General features: G+C 36.5%; 24 protein-coding genes. 16 read left to right on the top strand and 8 right to left on the bottom strand.

Translation table 11 applies throughout. The features are described from left to right. Positions 1-32: 32 nt before the first annotated feature. Positions 33-1,424: an alpha-amylase family glycosyl hydrolase gene (locus NQ185_RS04965; protein WP_257580466.1), complete on the top strand. Its 1,392-nt coding sequence runs from the start codon at positions 33-35 to the stop codon at positions 1,422-1,424. A 58-nt stretch (positions 1,425-1,482) separates the two neighbouring features. On the opposite strand, the gene NQ185_RS04960 is transcribed toward NQ185_RS04965, so the two are convergent. From NQ185_RS04960 to fakB, 4 genes are all read right to left on the bottom strand, one after another. Then, on the bottom strand, positions 1,483-2,343 hold the full coding sequence (locus NQ185_RS04960; protein ID WP_257580465.1) for an SDR family oxidoreductase: 861 nt from the start codon (positions 2,341-2,343) through the stop codon (positions 1,483-1,485). A gap of 303 nt (positions 2,344-2,646) precedes the next feature. Further along, positions 2,647-3,138 carry a YajQ family cyclic di-GMP-binding protein gene (locus NQ185_RS04955; protein ID WP_257580464.1) on the bottom strand — a complete coding sequence of 164 codons (492 nt, stop codon included), beginning with the start codon at positions 3,136-3,138 and terminating at the stop codon, positions 2,647-2,649. Positions 3,139-3,221: 83 nt separating this feature from the next. Further along, the gene (locus NQ185_RS04950) at positions 3,222-3,356 is read right to left on the bottom strand and encodes a DUF3941 domain-containing protein (RefSeq protein WP_257580463.1); all 135 of its coding nucleotides are present in this window, start codon (positions 3,354-3,356) and stop codon (positions 3,222-3,224) included. Between the two features lie 62 nt (positions 3,357-3,418). Continuing rightward, entirely contained in the window at positions 3,419-4,279 is an 861-nt protein-coding gene (gene fakB / locus NQ185_RS04945) for a DegV family protein (protein ID WP_257580462.1), read from the bottom strand. Between the two features lie 145 nt (positions 4,280-4,424). On the opposite strand from fakB, the gene NQ185_RS04940 reads away from it, so the two are divergent. Next, positions 4,425-5,285 carry a YitT family protein gene (locus NQ185_RS04940; RefSeq protein ID WP_257580461.1) on the top strand — a complete coding sequence of 287 codons (861 nt, stop codon included), beginning with the start codon at positions 4,425-4,427 and terminating at the stop codon, positions 5,283-5,285. A gap of 37 nt (positions 5,286-5,322) precedes the next feature. Here the strand turns inward: NQ185_RS04940 and NQ185_RS04935 are convergent, their stop codons facing one another. After that, positions 5,323-5,523 carry a DUF3813 domain-containing protein gene (locus NQ185_RS04935; protein WP_257580459.1) on the bottom strand — a complete coding sequence of 67 codons (201 nt, stop codon included), beginning with the start codon at positions 5,521-5,523 and terminating at the stop codon, positions 5,323-5,325. Positions 5,524-5,525: 2 nt separating this feature from the next. Next, positions 5,526-5,666, bottom strand: coding sequence for a competence protein (locus tag NQ185_RS04930; RefSeq protein ID WP_257580458.1), 141 nt, complete (start codon positions 5,664-5,666; stop codon positions 5,526-5,528). Positions 5,667-5,843: 177 nt separating this feature from the next. Between NQ185_RS04930 and NQ185_RS04925 the strand changes: the two genes are divergently transcribed. From NQ185_RS04925 to clpB, 3 genes are all read left to right on the top strand, one after another. Further along, positions 5,844-6,620: a prolyl oligopeptidase family serine peptidase gene (locus tag NQ185_RS04925; RefSeq protein WP_257580457.1), complete on the top strand. Its 777-nt coding sequence runs from the start codon at positions 5,844-5,846 to the stop codon at positions 6,618-6,620. Between the two features lie 79 nt (positions 6,621-6,699). After that, on the top strand, positions 6,700-7,008 hold the full coding sequence (locus tag NQ185_RS04920; RefSeq protein ID WP_257580456.1) for a metal-sulfur cluster assembly factor: 309 nt from the start codon (positions 6,700-6,702) through the stop codon (positions 7,006-7,008). Between the two features lie 113 nt (positions 7,009-7,121). Continuing rightward, positions 7,122-9,728, top strand: coding sequence for an ATP-dependent chaperone ClpB (gene clpB, locus NQ185_RS04915; protein ID WP_257580455.1), 2,607 nt, complete (start codon positions 7,122-7,124; stop codon positions 9,726-9,728). 41 nt (positions 9,729-9,769) lie between these two features. Here clpB and NQ185_RS04910 read toward each other — a convergent pair whose 3' ends face one another. Beyond that, positions 9,770-9,955, bottom strand: coding sequence for a YjzD family protein (locus tag NQ185_RS04910; protein WP_257580454.1), 186 nt, complete (start codon positions 9,953-9,955; stop codon positions 9,770-9,772). A gap of 177 nt (positions 9,956-10,132) precedes the next feature. On the opposite strand from NQ185_RS04910, the gene NQ185_RS04905 reads away from it, so the two are divergent. The 6 genes from NQ185_RS04905 to NQ185_RS04880 all read left to right on the top strand — a co-directional run bounded on the left by NQ185_RS04905 (position 10,133) and on the right by NQ185_RS04880 (position 15,429). Then, positions 10,133-10,729, top strand: coding sequence for a hypothetical protein (locus tag NQ185_RS04905; RefSeq protein ID WP_257580452.1), 597 nt, complete (start codon positions 10,133-10,135; stop codon positions 10,727-10,729). Positions 10,730-10,962: 233 nt separating this feature from the next. After that, the gene (locus tag NQ185_RS04900; RefSeq protein WP_257580451.1) at positions 10,963-11,895 is read left to right on the top strand and encodes a beta-ketoacyl-ACP synthase III; all 933 of its coding nucleotides are present in this window, start codon (positions 10,963-10,965) and stop codon (positions 11,893-11,895) included. 44 nt (positions 11,896-11,939) lie between these two features. Beyond that, the gene (gene fabF / locus NQ185_RS04895) at positions 11,940-13,175 is read left to right on the top strand and encodes a beta-ketoacyl-ACP synthase II (protein ID WP_257580449.1); all 1,236 of its coding nucleotides are present in this window, start codon (positions 11,940-11,942) and stop codon (positions 13,173-13,175) included. 328 nt (positions 13,176-13,503) lie between these two features. Beyond that, entirely contained in the window at positions 13,504-14,298 is a 795-nt protein-coding gene (locus tag NQ185_RS04890; RefSeq protein WP_257580448.1) for a DUF2268 domain-containing putative Zn-dependent protease, read from the top strand. A gap of 91 nt (positions 14,299-14,389) precedes the next feature. Then, positions 14,390-14,623: a YuzI family membrane protein gene (locus NQ185_RS04885; RefSeq protein WP_257580447.1), complete on the top strand. Its 234-nt coding sequence runs from the start codon at positions 14,390-14,392 to the stop codon at positions 14,621-14,623. A gap of 56 nt (positions 14,624-14,679) precedes the next feature. Beyond that, the gene (locus NQ185_RS04880; protein WP_257580446.1) at positions 14,680-15,429 is read left to right on the top strand and encodes a YjbA family protein; all 750 of its coding nucleotides are present in this window, start codon (positions 14,680-14,682) and stop codon (positions 15,427-15,429) included. A 154-nt stretch (positions 15,430-15,583) separates the two neighbouring features. Here NQ185_RS04880 and trpS read toward each other — a convergent pair whose 3' ends face one another. Beyond that, a complete protein-coding gene (trpS, locus tag NQ185_RS04875) occupies positions 15,584-16,573 on the bottom strand; it encodes a tryptophan--tRNA ligase (protein ID WP_257580445.1) in 990 nt (329 codons plus the stop codon). 251 nt (positions 16,574-16,824) lie between these two features. On the opposite strand from trpS, the gene NQ185_RS04870 reads away from it, so the two are divergent. The 5 genes from NQ185_RS04870 to pepF all read left to right on the top strand — a co-directional run bounded on the left by NQ185_RS04870 (position 16,825) and on the right by pepF (position 23,478). Continuing rightward, positions 16,825-18,036: a putative glycoside hydrolase gene (locus NQ185_RS04870; RefSeq protein WP_373370774.1), complete on the top strand. Its 1,212-nt coding sequence runs from the start codon at positions 16,825-16,827 to the stop codon at positions 18,034-18,036. A 669-nt stretch (positions 18,037-18,705) separates the two neighbouring features. Further along, on the top strand, positions 18,706-19,101 hold the full coding sequence (gene spxA / locus NQ185_RS04865; RefSeq protein WP_213128464.1) for a transcriptional regulator SpxA: 396 nt from the start codon (positions 18,706-18,708) through the stop codon (positions 19,099-19,101). A gap of 463 nt (positions 19,102-19,564) precedes the next feature. Then, on the top strand, positions 19,565-20,227 hold the full coding sequence (mecA, locus tag NQ185_RS04860; RefSeq protein WP_257580444.1) for an adaptor protein MecA: 663 nt from the start codon (positions 19,565-19,567) through the stop codon (positions 20,225-20,227). A 105-nt stretch (positions 20,228-20,332) separates the two neighbouring features. After that, positions 20,333-21,589 carry a competence protein CoiA gene (locus tag NQ185_RS04855; protein ID WP_257580443.1) on the top strand — a complete coding sequence of 419 codons (1,257 nt, stop codon included), beginning with the start codon at positions 20,333-20,335 and terminating at the stop codon, positions 21,587-21,589. A 68-nt stretch (positions 21,590-21,657) separates the two neighbouring features. Continuing rightward, positions 21,658-23,478, top strand: coding sequence for an oligoendopeptidase F (gene pepF / locus NQ185_RS04850; RefSeq protein WP_257580442.1), 1,821 nt, complete (start codon positions 21,658-21,660; stop codon positions 23,476-23,478).

The raw sequence follows: 23,478 nt of genomic DNA, 5'->3' as shown, positions 1-23,478 counted from the left end.
GTCTTGTTTTACATTGTCAGGAGGCAAAAAAATTGTTTAAAAAAGCGTTAAGCTTATTATTGATTTCACTTTTTCTCTTTTCCACTATTACTGTTCATGCTGATGAACAAAAGGAACGATCATGGCAAGATGAAATTATTTATTCTTTAATGGTTGATCGTTTTTATAATGGTGATTATGGAAATGATTCTGGTGTGAACTTAAAGGATCCTCTTAGCTATCAAGGTGGAGATTTTAAAGGAATTATAGATAAATTAGACTATTTACAGGAAATGAATTTTACGGCTATACAGCTTTCACCTATTTTTGAAAATAAAGATGGTGGCTATCATGGTGAGTGGGTTAATGATTACTATAAAATAAATGAACACTTTGGATCAATTGAAGATTTAAAACAATTGGTTGACCGTTCTCATAAAAAAGATATCCGAATTATTTTGGAATTTCCCATTCAAAAAGAAATGAGCGCCAAAGATATTGTTGATATAGCAGATTGGTGGATTACAGAAACAAATATAGATGGATTTAAAATGACAAATATTAAGACAAAGCCGTTAGAATTTTGGAAAGAAGTCACTTCTAATATTTTGAACGTGAAAGATGACTTTTACATAGCAGGTGCAGCTTTAAATTTGAGTGGCGAAGAGATGAACGAATATTTTCAAGCTGGATTTACAAGTATGTCAAATGTATCCTTAGTCGAACCTCTTCGAGATGCGATTTCTAAACCTGATGTTCCATCTACGGCATTATTTACAACACGTGAACAAGATATGAGTGATGGACTAAAAGAAGCTTTTTTTGACAATCAGAATACTGATAGATTTACTCGAGAAATGGTAAGCAATAACACTTACCCAGTAACAAGGTGGAAACTGGCCCTTGCATATTTGTATACACAACCTGAAATTCCAGTTGTTTATTATGCGACTGAAATTGCAGTAAATGGAGGCGAATCACCTAATAATACACCAATGATGAATTTCAGAACCGAAAAGGACATCATTGATTATATATCCGATTTGGGAGCAGTCAGAAAGCATCAAAAGGCACTTTCAAGAGGGACGATAGAGTTATTATATGAAAAAGATGGAATGACAGTTTTTAAACGACAGTATCATTCAGAAATAGTTGTAGTAGCTATTAATAATACAAGTGCAGACCAAAAAGTTATTATTCCAGAAGAAAAAGTTGAAAAAAATAAAGAACTTCGCGGCTTACTTGATACGGATCTCATTCGAATTGATGAAAATGGTGATTACCATATTGTTTTAGAAAGAGAAACTGCGGGAATTTATAAAGTAACAGAAAAAAGTGGTTATAATATACCATTTATTTTATCGATTTTCGCTGTATTTGGTTTATTCGTTCTCTTTATGTATATAACGTGGAAACGCGGTAAAAAGCTGAATCCACAAAAATAAAAAATGAAACCGCCATAGCTGAGCGGTTTCATTTTTTTAGCCTATTTCTATTATAGTCTTATCCGTTGATTACTTCTCCGCCATTAATATGAAGCATTTGACCGGTGACATAGCTTGAATCATCAGATGCTAGATAAACATATCCAGGACCTAGTTCAGAAGGTTGTCCAGGACGACCTAATGGCTGGGTTCCACCAAATTTACTTACCTTTTCTGCGTCAAACGTAGCAGGGATGAGAGGTGTCCAAATAGGACCTGGTGCTACTCCATTGACTCGAATGCGTTGTTCGGCAAGTGATTTTGATAAGGATCTAGTAAAAGATACAATCGCCCCTTTTGTCGCTGAATAGTCCAGCAACTCGGGGCTTCCAGCATAAGCCGTAATAGACGCAGTATTAATGATGGAACTTCCAGCTTGCAAGTGAGGTAGGACTGCTTTCGTCAAAAAGAAATAGGCATATATATTCGTGCGAAATGTTTTTTCAAGTTGAGCTTCGGTAATTTCTAGAAGGCTTTTTTGTGGATATTGTTCGGCCGCGTTGTTAACAAGTATATCTATTTTACCAAAATTGCCCATTACTTGTTCAACAACATCTATGCAATGCTGAGCTCGTCCAAGATCACCGCGTATCAATAAACATTTTCTACCCTCATTTTCGATTAGCTGTTTTGTATTTTCCGCATCTTGATCTTCTTCAAGATAACAAATGGCAACGTCGGCCCCTTCTTTTGCAAAATGAAGCGCAACAGATTTACCTATACCGCTATCTCCACCAGTAACAATGGCGACTTTGCCTTCTAACTTTCCACAACCCTTATAAGTTGACTTAATCGATTCAGGCTCGGGGTTCATTAATGTTTCCAAACCCGGCTGTTGTAATTGTTTTTGCTTTGGCATTGTTTGTTTTTCATTACTCATGTGATCACTCCTTTGATAAAAAATAAAGAACGGGCATATCATTGATATACCCGTTCGCTTATTTTTTATTCTTTTTTAAAAATCGATAATCAAGAACTCCGTGGATAACTTATCAAGAAATAGATTCGTCTAGCTCCATTGCCTATTGACTAGCAAACTTTTTGTCCTTTTCGCTTGCGTAGGAAGCCAGACGCGTCCCTCGTCGTGTTTCCTTTATCGCAAGTCCTGGGCCAAAAAAGGAACGTCGACTAAAAACGCCCACATCCTGTGGCGACGTCGATGGACAGGCACTTTGATTTTTACCTATATATAGTTTACAAATTGAACTTCAATCGGGAGCTCGGCGGAACGTATTGCACTGATAATCTGCTGCAAATCGTCTCGATTCTTCCCGGTAACCCTAATTTGATCATCTTGAACCTGGCTTTTAACTTTTAGCCCACTATTTTTAATGAGATTGTTGATTTTTTTAGCATTCTCCTTATCTATGCCCTGTACAATCTTTGCACGTTGGCGGACTGTGCCGCCAAATGCATTTTCCATTTTCCCATAATCAAGGTTTTTAACAGGAACTTCTCTTCTAATTAATTTGCTAATAAATACATCTTTTAATTGTGACATTTTAAAATCATCATCGGAAATTAGTACAACTTCTTCATTTTCTAATTTAATGTCACTTTTACTCCCTTTAAAATCATAGCGAGTTTGAATTTCTTTCAAAGCAATATTAATTGCATTATTTACTTCTGACAAATTAACTTTAGAAACAACATCAAAAGAATTTTCTTTAGCCATTTTCTACCTCCGTTGCGTCATTTTCCCTCATTATAGTTGATTTGCAACGTTCCAACAAGGTTAGAAAGAATGGGCAAAAAGATTTAAAGATGGTCAGTTTTCTTTGAATATTTAGATTTTCCAGCTTGCAGATTTTTCTCTCTCAAAAGATTCTTTTCTTCTCGCGCGGCTTGATTGTCTCTAGGCTTCTTATCATTATCAGATGTATTATAGCGCATTATATTTTCTCCTTTCTAAATGGGGTTTACTGAGTAGTATCCCCGAACGTTGAGAAAAAATATTATGCTTGCTTCTTATTTAAGAAAAAAATGGCTAATGTTCCTGGTCCAGCATGAGCTGCAATGACAGACCCGATAATGTTAACGGAAAAGTTTTTAGTTCCAAATCTTTCTTCGATCATTTTTTTCACTTCTAAAGCTGTTTCTTCATCATCCCCATGACTTATCCCGATTGTTTGGTTACTGAGATCAGCACCCCGTTCTTCCATTACATCGAGAATTCTTTTAATAAGTTTTTTCTTACCCCGAATTTTTTCGATTGGAACGAGTTTTCCTTCCTCGACATGTAGAAGTGGCTTAATGTTTAGCAACCCTCCTAGAAAAGCGGATGCTCTCGAAAGTCGTCCACCTCTTGCTAAGAAATCTAAATCTTCCACTGTAAATAAATGTTCCATATGTCCGCATTGAAATGTAATAATGTGAATTAAATCTTCTTTTGAAACGCCACTTTTTAGTTGTTCGACTGCTGATATTACTGTTAGACCATAGCCTAAAGAAGCACATTTGGAATCAATGATTGTTAAGTCTAAATCAGGGTATTCTTCTAGTACTTGCTCTCGTATCATCACAGCAGTTTGATACGTCCCTGATAGTTCAGATGAAAATGCAATATAGATTCCTGATTCTCCTGATTTCGCCAAATTTGTAAATAATTCTTCGAATAGTTGTGGTGAAACTTGTGATGTTTTTGGCATTTTTCCTGCTCGTATTTCTTCATACACTTTTTTTGGCTGAATGGTTAGTAAATCTTTATATTCATCTTGATCAATATGTACTTGAAGCGGAATTAATTGAACGTCATTTTCTTGAAAAAAAGATAACGGTAAATCTGAAGCACTATCAGCAAAAAGTTTAATTGACATAAAAATCACCTCTCGTGGGAAAATAATGTAATAATGATGCGGCAAAAGATTATTCAGAAAATTGTCCTATATTTTAAGTGTACCGACTTTGTAAGAAAAGTACAATCTTCTATTAACTTTATTGTAGGAAAAAGGAGGGGGAAAAATGGTGAAAAAACAATTTTCTATTTGGACTCATACTAAAATCACGATAACTGTTCTAATTGGGGCATTTTTGAATGCTGTAGCTTTGAATTACTTTTTAATACCAGCAGGAGTTTATGCAAGTGGGGTTACGGGGGCAGCACAGTTGGTGTCCAATATATTAACGGATTTTACGCCTATTCATTTTTCAACAGGAATTCTCATTTTATTATTCAATATTCCCGTAGTGATTTTAGGATGGCTAAAAGTCGGGAGAGCCTTTACGATGTATAGTTTTATCTCTGTCTTATTCATGACTATTTTCTTAGAGATTTTTCCGATTAAAGCTGAAACAAATGATATTTTGCTCTATGCCGTTTTTGGTGGTGTAATAGCTGCTGTCGGAATTGGTATTACTTTAAGAGTAGGAGCTTCAACGGGTGGATTAGATATCATCGCAATGGTTCTTTCGCGTATGAAAGATAAACCGGTAGGAATTTATTTCTTTATTATTAATGCGATCATCATTGTAACTGCAGGAGCAATTTATGGATGGGATAAAGCTCTATATACACTAGTGTCTTTATACGCTTCTACAAGGGTAATTGATGCGATTCATACGCGTCATCAGAAATTAACAGCCATGATCGTAACGAAAAAATCACGTGAACTAAAAGAAGCAATCCACGCACGAATGGTGAGGGGGATAACATTAGTGCCTGTGAAAGGGGCTTTTTCCAATGAGGAAAAAGAAATGATGATGATTGTAATTACTCGTTATGAATTATATGAGCTTGAACTAATTGTAAAAAACGTTGATCCAAAGGCGTTTACTAATATAGTCCAAACATCTGCAGTATTTGGTTTTTTTAGGAAAGAATAAATAGAAACGGGAGCATAAGCACTCCCGTTTCAACGATTTATTTTAAACGATCAAGGACCTGTTGGTATTCACGAAGCTGCTCTTGCTCGGCGAACGTCGTATTGGCATAAGCAGAGGAAAGGGCGTTCTTCGCTACTTGCAAGGCCTGTTCTTTTTCTTCATTTGAACCTCCTGTAAGGAAGAGTTCTTCAGCGTGTTCAACAAAATCTCGTGCTTCTTGGAAGAGTCTGTTTCCCACTACTAAATACCCCCTAGAGATTCATCATTTCTTTTCAATTCCGCTTCTGCAAAGGTCGAACGATATGGAAAACGTTCTGCATGTTTTTCTACAGAGTTTTTGCCATGTTGGACAAAACGTTTGGATTTACTTTTTTTACCCACACGTATCACCCCTATATAGAATTGGAAAGGAACGTCTTTACGTTCTAAGTTATTGTTTGTCAAAGACCAGTGAAAAACCCGTGAAAGAATTGGCAGTTCAGTGCAATTTTTTGAAATTAGCCAAAAGGGAGTGCTAAAATAAATAGGAAAAGAATTTAGGGAAAAGGGGATAGCATCATGATTGAAATAAGGAACGAAAAAGCAAATGACATTCCGTTACTACATGTCGTAAAAAGCGGAAACGAAGAAAAGATGCTACCACTTATTTTTTTTGTCCATGGGTTTACTTCTGCGAAAGAGCATAATCTTCATTATGCGTACCTTTTAGCAGAATCAGGCTTTCGTGTTGTGTTGCCGGAAGCGAAGTTTCATGGAGAAAGAAGCGCCGGTCATAGTGATGATGAAATTATGTATCATTTTTGGGATATCGTAATTAATACGGTAACTGAATTAGATTTGATAAAAGATTATTTTGTGAATAGGGGAATAGCTGATCCCGCAAACATAGGCTTAGCGGGTACATCAATGGGTGGAATTGTCACATTAGGGGCATTAACTCAATATGAATGGATAAAAGCCGCTGTATCCCTAATGGGGAGTCCCCATTACGAAGCGTTTGCTCGAGCTCAGATTGATCATCTGCAAAAAGTTAATCCTAGTTTGTCTTTTTCAAATAAGGAATTGGAAGAAATGTACGCTAGTTTGCAGAAATTTGATCTTAGTAACCAACCGGAAAAACTTAGAGATAGACCACTTATGTTCTGGCATGGAAAAAAAGATCCAGTTGTGCCATTTGGGCCTACATATACTTTTTATGAAAAGATAAAGAAAGAATATGAACATAATCCATCTTACTTAAAATTTATCGTTGATGAAGAGGCAGATCATAAAGTGAGCAGGGAAGGTTTATTGGAAACAGTCGCCTGGTTTGAGAAATATTTGCTTGAAAAATGAAATCATTTCAGTTTGTTTTTTTACCATGTTTGGTATGATAGGAAGAGAAGCAATTTATTTTGAAAAGGAGTGTGTTCAAATGGATGAGGCTTTAAAAGAGAATATATATGGTGCTCTTGAACAAGTGATCGACCCCGAGCTGGGGATTGATATAGTAAACCTTGGTTTAGTCTATGATGTTGACCTAAATGATGAAGGCATTGCGAAAGTTACGATGACATTAACATCTATGGGCTGCCCACTTGCCCCTGTTATTGTTGATCAAGTTCAGGCAGCTTTAGCAGATTTACCTGAAGTAAAACAAACGGAAGTCGACATTGTTTGGAATCCGCCTTGGACGAAGGATAAAATGTCACGATATGCGAAAATTGCTCTTGGCGTAACATGATGATAAAGGAACGCCGCGTTATTAGGGTATAAATTAGGGAAAATATATAGCGGAATGCTCCTTGAAATAAAGAAGCTTTCCGCTATTTTTAATATTTGTAAGGAGGTGCGCCAATGGATTTAAGCAAAATGACGATGACCATGCAGGAAGCATTTGCTGAAGCTCAGCAAACGGCGATTAGGCTCAATCACCCTGAAATTGATATTGTTCACGTTTGGAAAGCTTTATCAGATAGAAATGATAGTTTGCTCAATAATTTATATGAACATGCAGGACTAGGAAAAAGTACTCTTCAGCACGAAATACATCAATTAATTGAAAAAATGCCACAAGTGACAGGATCAGGAATTAAAGGTGGGCAATATCTCAGTTTAGATATGCAAAATCTCATGAACAATGCAGAGAAAGAAAAGGAATCATTCAAAGATGAATATTTATCAGTCGAACACTTTGCACTAGCGTTAATGGATCAGAAAAGAAGTGAACTTACGATTTTTTTAGTTCAACATGGAATGACAAAACAAAAATTACGTACAGAAATTGAAAAAGTGAGAGGGGGACAGCGTGTGGTGTCACAAAATCCAGAAGCTACATATGAAGTATTAGAAAAGTACGGGCGAGATCTTGTCTCTGAAGTAAAATCCGGCAAAGTGGATCCAGTCATTGGCAGGGATAATGAAATTAGAAATGTCATTCGGATATTATCTCGCAAAACAAAAAACAACCCTGTTCTAATTGGGGAACCGGGAGTAGGGAAAACGGCTATTGTTGAAGGGCTTGCACAACGTATAGTTAGGAAGGATGTACCAGAGGGATTAAAGGATAAAACCATTTTTGCATTAGATATGGGTGCGTTGATTGCAGGTGCAAAATTTCGAGGAGAATTCGAAGAAAGGCTGAAAGCTGTTTTACAGGAAATTAAAAAGAGCGAAGGAAAAATACTTCTATTTATAGATGAAATCCATACGATTGTTGGGGCTGGAAAAGCGGAAGGGTCGATGGATGCAGGCAATATGCTGAAACCGATGCTCGCAAGGGGAGAGCTGCATTGCATCGGTGCTACTACTTTGGATGAATATCGTTTGTATATTGAAAAGGATCCTGCCCTTGAAAGAAGATTTCAAAAAGTATTAGTTCCTGAACCATCTGTAGAAGACACGATCTCCATATTGCGCGGTTTGAAAGAACGTTTTGAAATTCACCATGGAGTAAATATACATGATAGGGCGCTTGTTGCATCTGCCACTTTGTCTGATCGGTATATTACAGATCGTTTTTTACCGGATAAGGCAATTGACCTCGTTGATGAAGCTTGCGCAAATATTCGTGTTGAAATTGATTCTATGCCCAGTGAATTGGATGAAATAACAAGGAGAGTCATGCAACTGGAAATCGAAGAGGCCGCACTTCAAAAAGAAGAAGATGAAGCGAGTAAAGCAAGGCTTGAAATTCTTCAAAAGGATTTGGCCGATTTAAAAGAGAAGGCCAATGAGATGAGGGCTAAATGGCAGTCGGAGAAAGATGAAATTTTACAAATTAAAGAGAAGCGAGAAAAATTAGAGAAACTGCGCAGAGAATTGGAAGATGCAGAAAATCAGTATGATTTAAATCGAGCAGCCGAACTTCGCCATGGGAAAATTCCAGCAGTTGAAAAAGAATTAAAGGATTTGGAAATAAACTTACAGCAGCATCAAGAAGATGAAAATCGCTTAGTAAAAGAAGAAGTAACTGAAGATGAAATAGCAGATATTGTCTCACGATGGACTGGAATTCCCGTCATGAAGCTAGTCGAAGGAGAGCGGGAAAAGCTTTTAAGACTTGAAAGTATTTTGCATAAACGAGTAATTGGTCAAGATGAAGCGGTTGAACTTGTTAGCAATGCAGTACTGCGTGCCAGAGCGGGAATTAAGGATCCAAACCGTCCAATCGGTTCATTTATTTTTCTTGGTCCTACAGGAGTCGGTAAAACTGAACTTGCTAAAGCGTTAGCAGAAACATTATTCGATAGTGAAGAACATATGATAAGGATTGATATGTCTGAATATATGGAAAAACATGCAGTATCTAGATTAATAGGTGCTCCTCCCGGATATGTCGGATATGAAGAAGGTGGACAGCTTACAGAAGCTGTAAGAAGAAAACCGTATTCTGTCATTTTACTTGATGAAATTGAGAAGGCCCATCCTGAAGTGTTCAATATTTTACTGCAAGTGCTTGATGACGGTAGAATTACAGATTCCCAAGGAAGGCGAATTGACTTTAAAAATACAGTAATCATTATGACATCAAATATCGGCTCTGCATTTTTATTAGAACGTGAAAAAAATGAGGAACATATTGATGAACAAACTAAAGACCTCGTTATGGGGCAACTCCGTGCAGCGTTTAAGCCTGAATTTTTAAACAGAGTGGATGATATAATACTGTTTAAGCCACTTACTTTGGAAAACATCAAAGGCATAGTAGGTAAGCTGGCAGAAGAATTACAGCGCCGTTTGATAGAACAAAATATATATTTAAAAATATCTGAGCAAGCAAAAGAGTTTGTTGCTCGAGCAGCTTATGATCCAGTGTACGGCGCTCGTCCGTTAAAAAGATTTTTACAAAGTCATATAGAAACTAAGCTGGCAAAGGAAATGATTGCTGGACATGTTCATCCATATGATACAATAGTAATTAATGAGGAAAATGAAGAACTATCCATATCTGTACAAAAATAAAAACGGGAAAGGTGCTGTGACACCTTTCCCGTTTATTATAATTAATGTTCCTCAACATTAGTAACCGTAGGTAATACTGCAGTGACAATGACCATTAATATAAATGCACCAATTCCTAATATGCTTCCAGTTTTAAAGTCATAAGGAACGGATAACATTGAACCTGCAACATACGTCAACATTTGGATGAGAAGAAAAGTCCAAATAAATCCCCATACATATTTCATAAATCGTTCACCCCAATTCAAAATGAAGTTTATGTAAAGTAATTCACTCCATGGATATACCTATAAAATCATACCATACATATTAGTAATGTAAAAGTGATAATTCTGTGATTTTGGTTATACTCTTTGGCATTTGCATAGGATGTAATAAGGGATATTAGAAAGGAGATGGATGATTTGAAATCTGCTGTAGTATTCGGAGCAAGACAGTTTCTTGGCTATGAATTTTGCGTTCAATTGCTTGAGAAAGGATATAAAGTATTTGCGAAGGATTTTGCCGAATGGCAGAACGAGGAACATGAAGAAAAGTGGTTATTCATTGGTAGAAATGCCAATTTACAATATGAACAATTAGAAGAAAATTGTATAAAAAAAATCAATGAGCCCATACACTATTTTATTATTCCACTAACTGACTTTTATTCCAATGACTTTCCTGATATTCATACACATTTTATACGCATAATAAAAACACTTGCACTAGATGAAACATATAAACAATCAACTTTTGTATTTATTCAACCACCTGCCATAGATAAACGAAATTCTAATTTTTGTTCCAATATTGAAAACCTTAAAAGTGAAATACGGGAAAGAGGAATGAACCTCGTCGAATATTGTATTCTTAATAATGAATTAAACAAGGAGGATGCTTTTCTCTTTTTAAATTCTAGCTTGGATAAAAAGTGGAGGAAAATGGAAATCGCATCATCTAATATAACGAGAGGAATAATTGAGCATGTAGAGAAAAATACAGATGAACTATATATATAGTAATAATGTTATTACTATTTTACTTTTCAGTAATTGGGTCTTGGGCTAAAATGTAAGTAATATAAGGAAAGGAGAATGACTGGACAAGTACGCTTAAAATACATAATGATGGAAATCGATCCAATCAAATTAAATTAATCCCAATTTACAAGAATTCCGCCTGATGTTATAATTAGCACCAAGTCTTAATATATGATAATAATTTTTATTCAATGAAGGTAGGGATTAGCTACATGGGTGCTGGAATAATCGGAGTTGGAAAATATGTTCCTGAAAAGATCTTAACGAATCGAGATATGGAAAAAATGATGGATACTTCTGACGAATGGATCAGGACACGGACAGGCATCGAAGAGAGAAGAATCGCCGCCGATGATGTAGATACAGCTGATATGGCGTATGTAGCTGCTAAAAATGCAATAGAAAATGCAGGATTATCACCTGAAGATATTGATATGATTTTGGTTGCAACAGTTACCCCAGATCGGCCATTTCCTACTGTATCGTGTATGCTTCAAGCTAGATTAGGTTGTACTAAGGCTGCCGCAATGGATCTTAGTGCTGCGTGTGCAGGCTTTATGTACGGAATTGCCACAGCAAAACAATTTATCGAAAATGGTGCATATAAACATATTTTAATTGTTGGAGCTGAAAAGCTTTCAAAAATTACGGATTGGAATGACCGTAACACTGCCGTTTTATTTGGTGATGGAGCAGGTGCTGCAGTATTAGGACCAGTTTCGGAAGGCAGGGGTATACTTTCGTTTGAATTGGGTGCAGATGGATCTGGTGGCAACTATCTTTATCAAGAACAATTCATTATGATGAATGGTAGAGAAGTTTTTAAATTTGCTGTAAGACAGATGGGAGAATCATCCGTAAATGTGTTAGAAAAAGCAGGTCTTTCAAAAGACGATGTTGACTTTCTAATTCCACATCAGGCTAATATTAGAATTATGGAAGCTGCTAGGCAGAGGCTTGACCTACCAGAAGAAAAGATGTCCAAAACAATTCATAAATACGGAAACACATCGTCAGCATCTATCCCTATTGCGCTTGCTGATGAATTGGAAGCTGGAAAAATTAAAGATGATGATATAATTGTTATGGTTGGCTTTGGCGGTGGATTAACATGGGGAGCCATTGCCATGAAATGGGGACTATAATAATTTTTAAACCTTCTTTTTTTATTTAAAGGAGCTGGTAAAAAATGAAAAAAAGAGTTGTAGTAACAGGAATTGGTGCTGTATCACCACTTGGTAATGATGCAGCTGCAACATGGAAAAATGTATTAGCAGGTAAATCAGGAGTAGGACCATTAACAAGATTGAACCCTGATGAATATTCAGCAAAAGTTGCTGCAGAAGTAAAAGGTTTTGATATTGAAAACTATGTCGAAAGAAAAGAAGCTCGGAAAATGGATCGCTTTACTCATTATGCTGTAGCTGCTGCAATGATGGCGGTTAAAGATGCCGAATTAAAAATTGATGATTCAAATGCTGATCAAATTGGGGTCTGGGTAGGTTCAGGGATTGGCGGTTTGGAAACTTTCGAAAATCAGTTTGAAGTATTCCAAAAAAGAGGATATCGCCGTGTAAGTCCGTTTTTTGTTCCAATGATGATTCCAGACATGGCTACAGGGCAGATTTCAATCTATCTTGGAGCAAAAGGTGTCAACTCTTGTACAGTAACTGCATGTGCGACAGGAACGAATTCTATCGGAGACGCCTTTAAAGTTATCCAGCGCGGAGATGCTACCGCAATGATTGCTGGAGGAGCTGAAGCGCCAATTACTCGTATGTCTGTGGCGGGATTCTGTGCAAATACTGCTTTATCTACAAATCCTGATCCAGAAACAGCAAGCAGACCATTTGACTTGAACCGTGATGGTTTTGTTATTGGAGAAGGGGCCGGAATCGTTGTTCTTGAAGAACTCGAGCATGCTTTAAGTCGTGGAGCCCATATTTATGCAGAAATTGTGGGCTATGGTTCAACTGGTGACGCTCATCATATTACGGCGCCTGCACCAGGTGGTGAAGGCGGAGTGCGTGCTATGAAAATCGCCATTCAAGATGCGGGACTTGTACCGGAAGATATTGATTATATTAATGCTCATGGTACAAGTACTCCATATAATGATAAATATGAAACAATGGCTGTAAAAGAAGTTTTTGGGGATCATGCTTATAAATTAGCGATGAGTTCCACAAAATCGATGACTGGACATCTTCTGGGGGCTGCAGGTGGAGTTGAAGCTATTTTCTCTGTATTAGCATTAAAAGAAGGAATACTTCCACCAACAATGAATTATGAAACACCAGATCCAGACTGTGATCTCGATTATGTTGTAAATGAAGCAAGAAAAGCTGATATTAAGGCAGTCCTAAGCAATTCACTAGGATTTGGCGGACATAACGCTACAATTGCATTCAAAAAATATGAATAATACCAAAAGCATAAGCGCTTGTTTATCGACGTACAGGCCCACAGGATGTGGGTCTGTCGACGAAGACATAAGGACGTGGCGGTTTTTAGTCGACGTTACTTTTTCGGCCTAAGACTTGCGATAAAGGAAACACGGCGAGGGACGAGCCGATTTTGACTACGCAAGCGAAAATGGCAAGAAGTTTGCTAGTCGATAGGCGCTGAAGCTAGACTGAAAATGGGAAAACACGATCTTCATAAGACGTGTTTTCTTTTTTACGTGTATTCTTATAAATATCATGTACCTCCCTCTTTATTGTTTAATAACATAACAAAAGGAGGCGGTAATTATGGGGGTAATTGAAACCGATAAATGGCTTGAGAATCACTTTAATCAGCCTTGGGAAATGGGAAAGATGGCTAAGCCGGAAGTACAGGATGCGGAAGACTTTTATGAGTACTTAACACAATTCGGTATGTATAGGCCATCACGTAATGCATTTCACATCTTAAATAGGCTAAAAGAAGAGGAAGTTTGGGCGAAAATAAACAAAATATACTTAAAATATCGTAGAAAATGGAAAGGTCCAGCTGTGGATATATATATATTTCCAATCAACCAACAAAATTCTTTACTTAGACGGCGGAACAACGGTCGTTCAGGGTTGGCATTTCATAATAAATTGTTCCTTTTTATTTCTGAAGGGCTAAATGAAAAGGAATTAGAAGCCCTTTTTGTTCATGAATATCATCATTGCGCAAGATTAAGCAAACTTAGAAAGAATGAAAAAGATTATACTTTGCTTGATTCAATTCTTTTTGAAGGATTTGCTGAGCTGGCTGTACTTAACAGTTGTGGATCAGAATACTTAGCACCATGGACAAAACTATATACGAAAGAGAAATTGAAAAGGGATTTGAAGCAAATGTATGAACCTAATTTTCAACTAACCCGAAGAGACCGTGAACATGATGAACTCTTATTTGGGAGAAGAGGAGTGCCTTTTATGTTGGGCTACGCGGTCGGATACGAATTGGCAAAAGGTTATGTAAAACGAAACAATATCACGATGATTGATACATTTACTATTCCGTCAAAAAAAATCCTATATAATAATGAAATTTTTGATTCGCCTTCCAGTTAACGGAGGGCTTTTTTTAAAGCATGTCCCATTGGAGTTATACATATACTCAATAAAAAGGCGAGCTAAAGAATGAATAAGGATGTGCCATACTATGTTATTTAGGGGTTTTATGCTAATGCTTGGGTTTGGCTTTTCCGTATCAGGTGGTGTTAGCTTAATCGGATATTTAAATTTGGTCACTATGGGAAGAAGTTTTAGTGATTATTTCTTCTTTATATTAAGGAGACCTGAATGTTACTTAATGCCAATTGGATTAATCATGATAGCTGGTGCTATTTTTTATAGTAATGAGAAAATAATCAGTCACAATGATAAAGAGGAATAAATTAACTGCACCCTGCCTATACTGATTGACAAAAGGTTATGAAGTGAGGGATAAGGATGCTATATCTTCACGATGTTTGGGTCAATTGGTTTGAAGGGGAGGAGAACGGCTATAACGTATGCCATTTTCATGAATGGCGTCGAGGAGAAGATGTTATCGAGCTCCTTGATCAAGTTCCACTATTGTTGATTGAGCCGGTCCTCTTCCACTACATAGAAAATAATTTGGCTGAACTGCCACAGACCCTATTAAATGATGTTTATAAGAAAGCATACTTAAGAAAAAATCATGAGCGTGTACAATTGGAGTATTGTTTTGTCGTAACAGATGGAAAAGGGATCATGGCGGTTGACACAATTGGCTATTCAATTCCGCTTCGCAAAAGCAGATTAATTCCTCGTCAAGAACAGTTGGTTTATGAGATGACGATGAAAAATGAACCGTTTCCTTACAAGTTTAATAAAGAAAATATGGATAAAGAGCACCATATATTGTCGCCAGAACCAGAATTGATGTATGGTTTGACAAGAAAGGAACGTCAATTAAAACACTTAATGTTTATGGCCCTGGACCAGCTATACTCTTCGAAAAACACTCCTGAAATACGTTATTGGTATACTGAATGGGCACCTAACAAATACAACGAGATCCAGACGATGGAATTTGAAGAAGTATGGAACTATCTTTACCAGGAAACAAAGATGGGCTGGTCGGAAAAACATTTAATGCTGTGCGAAAATCTTATTAAAGGTCAGCCATTTTTCGAAAAGCTATGGGACATGGAATACGATTCAAAAGTGAATTAGATAGAAAAGCATAAGTGCCTTGCTTATCGATGGGCGCTGGAATTGGACAGCTAAAGGCTAATTTCAAAAAATATAAAAACTTATACTTATCCCTATTCTTTTTGAAAAAAGCAAAAGAGCCATGCTCAGAATTGAGATTGGCTCTTTATATTATTTACTTTCTTTTTCTTCCTAAACCCATCGCATTTTCCATTTTCTTTAACATTTTATTAGCTTTTCTAGAAGCTTTTTCTGCCCCTGCATCAAGGATGTCATCAAGTTCTTTTGAATCAAGCAATTCTTTGTAGCGTTCTTGTATAGGAGATAAGGCATTAATAACAACGGCAGCCAAATCGGCTTTGAAATCCCCATACCCTTTTCCTTCGTAATATTGCTCAAGTTCCGGAATTGGTTTATTTTCTAAAATAGAGTAAATCGAAAGTAAGTTTGATACCCCAGGCTTGTTCTCCTTGTCATATTTAACAATTCCATCGGAGTCTGTTACAGCACTTTTAATTTTTTTCTCGATTTGATTAGGTTCATCTAATAAAGTAATGAAAGCCCTTTGGTTTGCATCGGATTTACTCATTTTTTTCGTCGGTTCTTGCAACGACATGACCCTTGCTCCAACCTTTGGAATTCTAACTTCAGGAACTGTGAAAATATCATTATAACGATTATTAAACCGTTCTGCTAAATCCCTCGTAAGTTCTAAATGTTGCTTTTGATCCTCTCCAACAGGAACTAAATCAGCATTATACAATAGAATATCCGCAGCCATTAAAGGAGGATATGTTAATAATCCTGCGGAAACTGCATCCTTCCCAGATGATTTATCTTTAAATTGTGTCATACGCTCCAATTCACCGATATACGCGATACATTGCAGCATCCACGCAGCTTGCGAGTGCGCAGGAACCTCCGATTGAATAAAAAGAGTTGCTTTTTCAGGATCTAGTCCAGCAGCTACATAGAGTGCAGCTAATCTTTTAATGTTTTTTCTTAATTCTAGTCGATCTTGCGGAACTGTTATAGCGTGTTGGTCAACAACACAAAAATAACAATCATAATCATGCTGCAATTCAATAAATTGCTGAATGGCACCTATGTAATTTCCAAGAGTAATGACACCGCTTGGCTGAATACCAGAAAATATCGTTTTCATTTAAGAAGCCTCCTCAATATAAAAAACCATCCGTCCAAAAATTAGGATGAATGATACAAACTTAAGAAAATCCTTTTTATTAATTATAACCTCACAAAATATGACAATCAAGCCGGGACGAAAGAATCAACTTGGGATTTAATTAAATAACATACAAGAAAACATTATCAATTCGTATTAATCCTTGTTAAAATAGAATAGGACAAAAAATCTCAAATAATGACAAGATCCGCAAAAGGGAGAGAGATACGTTGAAATGGTTAAAAGTAATGACGGTTGCGGGACTTGCAGCTTCGTTATTATGGCAGCTTCCTTCGAGAGCTGCTTTTGCAGAAGATATTAAAGAAGTACATACTCATGTTGCTAGACAGTTATCTGTTGAAAAAAAGGTTTTGGCTGACGATCTTCCCCGTTTTGTATTTAATTCTGGACGCAATTTCGAATATCCTGATGCAGTTAGAGGAATTTATGTGACTGGCCACTCCGCGGGTGGGAGTAGGTTTAATGATTTAGTGAATTTAATAGATTCCACGGAACTAAATGCAATGGTTATCGATGTGAAGGACGATTGGGGTCAAATTACATATAAACTTCCAAAAGATTCCCCATTCGCTCATCTTGGACAGAATTATATTCATGATCCAAAAGAAATGCTGGATGTATTGGAGGAAAAACAGATATATCCAATCGCTAGAATAGTAGTTTTTAAAGACTCTACATTGCCAAAAACGAGACCAGATCTATCCTTTAAAGATGGTAAAAAGATATGGGTAAACGGGAGAGGTGAATCTTTTGTCAACCCATTTTTAAAAGAAGTATGGGATTATAACGTTGATATTGCGATTGAAGCAGCAAAACTAGGTTTTCAAGAAATTCAATTTGATTATGTTCGCTTTCCAGAAGGGTTTGAAAATCGAGATACCGAGTTGAAATATGGACTTGGTGAATATAAAGATACAAAAACAGACAATGTTCAGAAACGTGTTCACGCTGTTACAGATTTTGTGGCATACGCTAGAGAGAAATTGGCAAAGTACGGAGTAAAAGTATCTGTTGATATTTTTGGCTACACCGCTACCTTACCAGAAGCTCCTGGAATCGGACAAAACTTCTCCAAAATATCGGAAAATGTAGATGTTATTTCTTCCATGATCTATCCAAGTCATTGGACATCCTATTTTGGTATCGCCAAACCCGATTTGGAACCATATAAGCTCGTACGTGAATATGCGAAATTAGAAAATGCTAAATTAAGGGAATTGAAAAACCCTCCGGTTTCTCGTCCGTGGATTCAAGATTTCACCGCATCCTATTTAGGTGCTGGAAATTATCAAGTTTACGGAAAAGAACAAGTAGAGGCACAAATTAAAGCATTAAACGACGAAGGCATTAAAGAATATTTACTTTGGAATGCTGGAAATAAATATTCACCAAATGTAAATTATATCCCAGATAAAAAGTAATGCTGAATTAATAAAAGTACTGATAAAATCTCCTCTATTTAAACCTGGTTGTTGATTTGTGCTCAAGGCGCTTTGCTTTTCGCGGGAGGTGCGGGAACCTTTCTCAGCGCTTTGGGGCGAGGGACTGAAATACTACATTTGTGTCTTGATTTGAATCCTATCGAGACTGAAATGATGTGAAAACATTTTTGAGTCTCGACTCATGCCAATTGGGACTGAAATGACGAGAAAATAGTTTTTGAGTCTCAATTCGAATTCGATCGAGACAGAAACCACAGAAAAAGAACTATTTCAAAGTCCTCGAATTCATTTCGGCATTTTTTTTCCTTTTTTGGGAACGATAAAACGAGGAAGTTAAAGAAAAAACAAAAAAAGAATTCATATTTTTGTTTAAAGCTTGTTCGGCGGTGGTATAAAAAAATATACAAAAAAGGGACTATAACAGCATTGCAATTTTCATAGTAACAGATTTAGAAATTCCTTAAAAAACCTATTCAATCTGCTTGGAATAGTGTATAATACATTAGAAGGGTTGTTTCTATATAATCATTTTTTTAGAATGGAAACCAACAAAAATCGATAAATATTGAAACATGATTCTAAATTCTGTTATATAAGAGGCACTTTTATAAAGAATTTAATTCTTAAAAAAGGAGTGTGATTTGTATTATGGTAACATTGTACACATCACCAAGTTGCACATCGTGTAGAAAAGCAAGAATCTGGCTCGAGGAACAAAGCATTCCATATAAAGAGAGAAATATTTTCTCAGAACCACTTAGCTTGGAAGAAATTAAGGAAATCTTAAGAATGACAGAGGATGGGACAGACGAAATCATCTCAACGCGTTCAAAGATTTTCCAAAAGCTAAATATTGATTTGGATTCCCTTCCACTTCAACAATTATATGATCTAATCCAAAAAAACCCTGGACTTTTAAGAAGACCGATTATTTTGGATGAAAAACGACTTCAAGTCGGATACAATGAAGATGAAATTAGACGATTCCTTCCTAGGAAGGTAAGAACATATCAGTTGCGCGAAGCACAGAAAATGGTAAATTAAGCCCTGCATATATACTTATATGGAAAAGTGGCTGTTCCTAAGGCCGTTAAGGCACAGGGACAGCCTTTTTACTATGTCCAGCTTCGTCGCCTATCGCCTAGCGAACTGTCATGCCTTCTCTTTTGAGTAGTCAACATCAGATTTATCCCATCTGACTGTTTATGTTTTCTTTATCTTAGTAAAAATCACTACAGTTTTTACGTATGTCTATAGGCGAGGCACCTATGTTTTTCTTATAAAAATTTAGAAAATTGGCTTGATTTTAATGTGTATGTCATATAAAATAATCGAAACATTAATAAAAGTCATTGGGCATATGACTATTTTATAATTGGGAATATCTTTTGTTTCCAATTTAGCTAAACTTATCATAAAATATGAGTACAAGGAGAAAGGCACTAAGTACTTTGAGTACGGGATGATGATCCCTTCACCACCCAATAATAGAAGGGAGAGTTGATGTATGGAAATTGAACGTATTAACGAGCACACAGTAAAGTTTTACATTTCATATGTTGATATAGAAGAACGAGGCTTTGATCGGGAAGAAATTTGGTACAATCGCGAAAGAGGCGAAGAACTATTTTGGGAAATGATGGACGAAATTCATCAAGAAGATGATTTTGTACCGGATGGGCCTCTTTGGATTCAAATACAGGCATTGGACAAAGGGCTGGAAGTTATCGTGACAAAAGCACAGCTGTCAAAGGATGGACAAAAATTAGAGCTTCCTATCCCAACAGATAAAGGTGACATGCACGTTAATGATAAAATAGAAGAATTTTTAGATCAGCATTTTCACATTAAGCATTATGAAGAAAAAGCAGATGATGAGGCAGAGCTTGAATTTGTTCTTTTATTTAAGGATTTTGAGCATTTATTGGCGCTTTCCAAAGTGCACGATGTTGCCGAAATGGAAACAAAACTTTTTTCTTATGAAAACAATTATTATCTATATGTAAAATTCCCAGAGGATGTATTTGATGAAGAACAAATTGAAGATGCCTTGAGTATTCTCCTTGAATATGGCACAGAAAGCAATTACACTATTCATCGAATTGCTGAATATGGTAAAAACATCATTGATCTTGATGTTTTTAGTACACTTCGTCAATATTTCCAATAAGACGGCTGATTTCATTATCATGGAATCAGTCTTTTTTTGTTTCTCATTAAATAAAGGTTTTTTACAGAGACATGTAGAAGTAGTATTTTGAAAGGAAGTGGTAAATTGTTAACAGCCCTCAATCAAGACGGGAAGTATATTACGCTTGTTCACTCTTTTTACAACAAAGAGTTATTAGAACGATTACGAAGCAACGTTTATTTTTGTCCTCAATGCCATGAGCCCCTAATTCTTAAGGCAGGTGAAATCCGTATTCCTCATTTTTCTCATAGGAAACATTCATTATGTACAACCTCTCAAAGCGAGCCAGAAAGCATCCAGCATTTGCAAGGAAAAAAATATTTGTACAACTTTCTTACGCAGCAAGGCCTCTCAGTTACGATAGAGCATTATTTCCCAGACATTAAACAGCGTGCTGATCTTTTCGTACAAACTTATTCACATTCTTATGCGATTGAATATCAATGTTCTCCTTTAGCAAGAAGTTTATTGGAAGAGAGGACAAAAGGGTACAAAAGTATAGGTATTGTTCCATTATGGATTATGGGGGGAAAGCCATACCAAAAAATGCAAAAGGGTCTTTTTAGTCTATCGGATTTTCACTGGTCAATGATTAGGCAAAAGAAAGGATATGGCCACCATTTATTGAGTTTTGATTCAGAAAGCATGAGATTTTACCTCCTATCCCAAATTACCTCGATTAGCTCCAAAATAGTTTCTGCTACATTAACATCCCGTACAATAAGTACTGCGACTCTTCCACTACATTTTCCAATTTCAAAAACAAGAATGAAGCATTTAACATGGCTGCAGCATAAAAGAAAATGGCTTCAAAATAAAGTACAATACGGAAACCTCGTTCATGATCACTTCCTTAAAACAATTTATTCATCTGGAAACAATCCATTTTTGCTGCCGCCTATTTGTGGGCTTCCAGTCCCTCATATGGAATGCTTCTATTCCCATCCACTTGAATGGCAGTTTTTAATTTTTCAAGAATGTTTAAGTAAACTACAAATTGGTACCCGTGTATCATTGAAATATATTAATCAAAAGATGGAAGCGGGGATAAAATCAGGATTCATAAACCCTAGATTTTTCCCCTTGGATCGTGAAATTACATGGAGGAATGCTGTCGAGAATTATTTTTCGCTTTTAACAGAAATGGAATATTTCACGAAATTAGGCGAAGACTTATTTAAGATGAATAAACAAGTCAAAATTCCAATGTCAATAGAAGAGGGAATGCAGTGGGAGGAAGCAATTTTTCGGAAAATAAACGATAGGAACTCAAGTCTAGCGAAAATAGATGAATCTTGTTTCTTTTTTGAAGGTCTAGCAGGATTCACCAAAATTAAGTAGAATATGTATTAAGTGCTTACCTTTCGATTTACGAAAGAAATATAGTTAAAAATGAATGGAGGATGGCAATGGCCAATGAAACTGTAGTAAAAACACTTCCTTCTCGTTCTGAAATAAACGAGGAAATGACATGGAGACTGGAAGATATTTTCTCATCAGATGATTCTTGGGAAAAAGAATATGATGATATAAAAGAAATGTTAAAAGAAGCTGGTCAATTTAAAGGCAAGCTGAGTGAAAGTGCTGATCAATTATTTGAAGCTCTTGAGTTCCAGTCTAAAGTATCGGAGCGGATGGGAAAACTCTATACATATGCACATATGCGTTATGATCAAGATACTGGGGATTCTCATTATCAAGGATTCAATGCGCGGGCAGAAAGTCTTTATTCTGTTTTAGCAAGTGAATTTTCTTACATTGTACCGGAAATTTTAGATATGGACGAAAGTAAAATTGCTCAGTTTTTAGATGAAAATAAAGATCTTCAATTATACAAAAAAGCTTTGGAAGAAATCAATCTGCAAAGAGGCCATGTATTAACGGCTGAACAAGAGGCTTTACTTGCTCAAGCATCTGAGGTGCTAGGGGCTTCTAGTACTACTTTTGGAATGTTGAATAATGCCGATTTGGAGTTTCCGGTAATTAAAGATGAGGAAGGACAAGAGGTCCAAATCTCCCACGGAAACTATATTCGCTTTTTGGAAAGCTCCAATCGCAGGGTTCGTGAAGAAGCTTTCAAAAAGGTATACGAAACGTACGGAAAGTTCAGTAATACATTTTCAAGTACATTGAGTGGTGCAGTAAAGAAAGATAATTTTTATGCGAAAGCCCGAAATTATGAATCTGCAAGGCATGCTGCACTATCGGCTAATAATATTCCGGAAAGTGTGTATGATAATTTAGTCAATACGATCAATAAGAACTTACATTTATTGCATCGCTATGTGAAACTGCGCAAAAAAGTACTTGGTGTCGATCAGCTACATATGTATGATCTTTATACGCCTTTAGTAAAAGATGTAAAAATGGATATACCTTACGATGAAGCAAAACAATTGGTTATTGACGGTCTTGCTCCGCTTGGCGAAGAGTATGCCTATATTCTAAAAGAAGGTTTCGAGAATCGCTGGGTAGACGTATTTGAAAATAAAGGGAAACGCAGTGGTGCCTATTCATCAGGTGCTTACGGTACAAATCCGTATATTCTAATGAATTGGCAAGACAATGTGAATAATTTATATACACTTGCCCATGAATTTGGCCATAGTGTCCATAGCTACTATACAAGAAAAACACAACCATACCCATATGGAGATTATTCTATTTTTGTAGCGGAAGTAGCATCTACGTGCAATGAGGCGTTGCTCGGCGACTATATGCTGAAACGGACAGACGATAAGCAGGAACAGCTCTATTTGCTTAATCACTATTTAGAAGGATTCCGTGGTACTGTCTTCCGTCAAACCATGTTCGCCGAATTTGAACATCTCATCCATCAAAAAGCTCAAAATGGCGAAGCTTTAACTGCTGATATGCTGACGAAGGAATATTATGCATTAAATAAAAAGTACTTTGGCGAAGAAGACATTCATATCGACGAGGAAATTGGATTAGAATGGTCTAGAATCCCTCATTTCTATTACAATTACTACGTATATCAATATGCGACAGGCTTCAGTGCGGCTGCTGCCTTATCCAGTCAGATTCTTGAAGAAGGAGAATCTGCTGTTACTAGGTATTTGGAATTCTTAAAAGCAGGAAGCTCTGATTATCCAATCGAAGTATTGAAAAAAGCGGGAGTCGATATGACGACTGCGGCCCCAATCGAAGCAGCATGTAAAGTATTTGAAGAAAAGCTTGCTGAAATGGAGCAATTATTAGCTGAATAA

The organism is Lederbergia panacisoli (assembly GCF_024626525.1).
Lineage (GTDB): Bacteria > Bacillota > Bacilli > Bacillales > Bacillaceae_C > Lederbergia > Lederbergia panacisoli.
The sequence above is the reverse complement of the archived record's forward strand: the minus strand, read 5'-3'. Positions and strand labels throughout refer to the sequence as shown.

Coding starts and splice junctions, on each gene's coding strand:
- NQ185_RS04960 (WP_257580465.1), bottom strand. CDS start 2,343: ATGAGTAATGAAAAACAAACAATGCCAAAGCAAAAACAATTACAACAG.
- NQ185_RS04955 (WP_257580464.1), bottom strand. CDS start 3,138: ATGGCTAAAGAAAATTCTTTTGATGTTGTTTCTAAAGTTAATTTGTCA.
- NQ185_RS04950 (WP_257580463.1), bottom strand. CDS start 3,356: ATGCGCTATAATACATCTGATAATGATAAGAAGCCTAGAGACAATCAA.
- fakB (WP_257580462.1), bottom strand. CDS start 4,279: ATGTCAATTAAACTTTTTGCTGATAGTGCTTCAGATTTACCGTTATCT.
- NQ185_RS04940 (WP_257580461.1), top strand. CDS start 4,425: ATGGTGAAAAAACAATTTTCTATTTGGACTCATACTAAAATCACGATA.
- NQ185_RS04925 (WP_257580457.1), top strand. CDS start 5,844: ATGATTGAAATAAGGAACGAAAAAGCAAATGACATTCCGTTACTACAT.
- NQ185_RS04920 (WP_257580456.1), top strand. CDS start 6,700: ATGGATGAGGCTTTAAAAGAGAATATATATGGTGCTCTTGAACAAGTG.
- clpB (WP_257580455.1), top strand. CDS start 7,122: ATGGATTTAAGCAAAATGACGATGACCATGCAGGAAGCATTTGCTGAA.
- NQ185_RS04910 (WP_257580454.1), bottom strand. CDS start 9,955: ATGAAATATGTATGGGGATTTATTTGGACTTTTCTTCTCATCCAAATG.
- NQ185_RS04900 (WP_257580451.1), top strand. CDS start 10,963: ATGGGTGCTGGAATAATCGGAGTTGGAAAATATGTTCCTGAAAAGATC.
- fabF (WP_257580449.1), top strand. CDS start 11,940: ATGAAAAAAAGAGTTGTAGTAACAGGAATTGGTGCTGTATCACCACTT.
- NQ185_RS04890 (WP_257580448.1), top strand. CDS start 13,504: ATGGGGGTAATTGAAACCGATAAATGGCTTGAGAATCACTTTAATCAG.
- NQ185_RS04885 (WP_257580447.1), top strand. CDS start 14,390: ATGTTATTTAGGGGTTTTATGCTAATGCTTGGGTTTGGCTTTTCCGTA.
- NQ185_RS04880 (WP_257580446.1), top strand. CDS start 14,680: ATGCTATATCTTCACGATGTTTGGGTCAATTGGTTTGAAGGGGAGGAG.
- trpS (WP_257580445.1), bottom strand. CDS start 16,573: ATGAAAACGATATTTTCTGGTATTCAGCCAAGCGGTGTCATTACTCTT.
- spxA (WP_213128464.1), top strand. CDS start 18,706: ATGGTAACATTGTACACATCACCAAGTTGCACATCGTGTAGAAAAGCA.
- mecA (WP_257580444.1), top strand. CDS start 19,565: ATGGAAATTGAACGTATTAACGAGCACACAGTAAAGTTTTACATTTCA.
- pepF (WP_257580442.1), top strand. CDS start 21,658: ATGGCCAATGAAACTGTAGTAAAAACACTTCCTTCTCGTTCTGAAATA.